Source organism: Abditibacteriota bacterium (assembly GCA_017552965.1).
Lineage (GTDB): Bacteria > Armatimonadota > UBA5829 > UBA5829 > UBA5829 > RGIG7931.
In genome coordinates this window covers 1-1,868 of record JAFZNQ010000122.1, presented here as the reverse complement: position 1 = coordinate 1,868, position 1,868 = coordinate 1, and the positions used below count along the sequence as shown (strand labels likewise).

At 60.2% G+C, this 1,868-nt stretch carries 1 protein-coding gene; it reads left to right on the top strand.

All coding sequences use genetic code 11. The features are described from left to right. The first annotated feature begins 257 nt into the window (after positions 1-257). Entirely contained in the window at positions 258-1,394 is a 1,137-nt protein-coding gene (locus tag IK083_10355) for a cation transporter (protein ID MBR4749955.1), read from the top strand. The last annotated feature ends 474 nt before the right edge of the window (positions 1,395-1,868 follow it).

The window sequence follows — 1,868 nt, the reverse complement described above, 5'->3', positions numbered from 1 at the left end:
TAAAATGCCCTCCCTCGTCATCTCGGCGCAAAACGCATCTGTCAAACGCTCTGCGTTTGGCGTTTTGCGGGAAGAGATCTCTGGAGGGGCCTATTTGCCCTTTCCTTACTCTGCCAAGGGCAGAGAGGGCAAATGGGAGGACCCAGGCAGGGAGGGCAAGGATAAAGCCCAGAGGGTCAGTATCGCGGGGGAAGAACACGCTTTTCCGCCCCGCCATGTGGATCAGAAAATAGAACCAAGAAAGGACACGACACTGTATGAAAGACCAAAGCGCAACCCATCAGATCAGCCGCGACGCGGTGATCGTCAGGACCAGCGTCCTCGGCATATTGGCCAACGTGTTTCTCGCCGCCTTCAAGGCGGTGGTGGGACTCACCTCCAACTCCATAGCCATCGTGATGGACGCGGTGAACAACCTGTCCGACGCGGCCAGCTCCGTGATCACCATCGTGGGGACCAAGCTGGCCGGCAAACAGCCGGACAGACAGCACCCCTTCGGCTACGGGCGCATAGAGTATCTGAGCTCCATGGTGATCTCGCTGCTGGTATTGTATGCGGGCATCACGGCCTTTGTGGAGTCGGTGAAGGAGATCATCGCTCCGGACAAGCCCGAATACAGCGCCACGGGCCTGATCATCGTGGCGGTGGCCGTGGTGGTGAAGATCGTCCTGGGGCATTACGTGAAAAACGTGGGCAAGAGGGTCAACTCCGACTCTCTGGTCAACAGCGGCGAAGACGCCAAGCTGGACTCCATCATTTCGGCGTCCACTCTGGTGGCGGCCGTGGTCTTTGTGCTCTTTCACATCTCCACCGAGGCCTGGCTCGGCGGCATCATCGCTCTGGTCATAGTCAAGTCGGGACTGGAAATGCTGCGCGACACCCTTTCCCGCATATTGGGCGAACGGGTGGACGCTCAGCTGGCCCGGGACATCAAGGAGACCGTCACCGGCTTTCCCGAGATCAGCGGGGCCTACGATCTGGTGCTGCACAACTACGGCCCCGACGCCTATCAGGGCTCCGTCCACATTGAGGTGCCCGACACCCTGTCCGCGGACTATCTGGACAAGCTGCTTCGCTCGGTGAGTATGGAGGTCTATCACAAGCACAACGTGCTCCTCACCGCCATCGGCGTCTATTCCGTCAACACCCGGGACCCCGAGGCGGCGGCAGCCAGGGAAAAAGTGACCGGCATCATCATGGCTCACCCCCACATCCTGCAGGTGCACGGCTTCTATATCGACAAGCCGGAGAAGATTATCCGCTTTGACGTGATCGTCAGCTTTGACGCTCCCGACCGCCGCCAGGTGTACGAGGAGATCTGCCGGGACGTGCAGGCCGCCTACCCGGACTACGAGCTCCACGTGATCATGGACACCGACTTCAGCGAGGAATAAACCGGACCGCGAAGGGCATTAATGATACTGTGCGCAGTCAGGGCTGCGCGCCTGCCGCCGCACTCGCTCCGCCGTCATCCCTGCGGTCGCGACTTGTTCGCGACCGTTGGAGATCTGTGGGGGCACCGACGGCTGAAAGCCGTTGGGGGGGCCACGCGGCGGAGAAGGATCAAGTGTCGGATCCAGTCATCCCGGGCCTGTCCCGTTCAAACACAACGTCACTTCGGCGGTGAGGGCAGAAGGCCCTCACCGGTAAGAAGTCCCCTGTAACAGAACCGCGAGCCAAGGCTGCGCACCGACCCAACGGGACAGGGGAGAACGCTTTTTGCACACGCCAATATCCCGCGTCATCCCGGCGCAAACGGCATAAAATGCCCTCCCTCGTCATCTCGGCGCAAAACGCATCTGTCAAACGCTCTGCGTTTGGCGTTTTGCGGGAAGAGATCTCTGGAGGGGCCTATTTGCCCTTTCCTT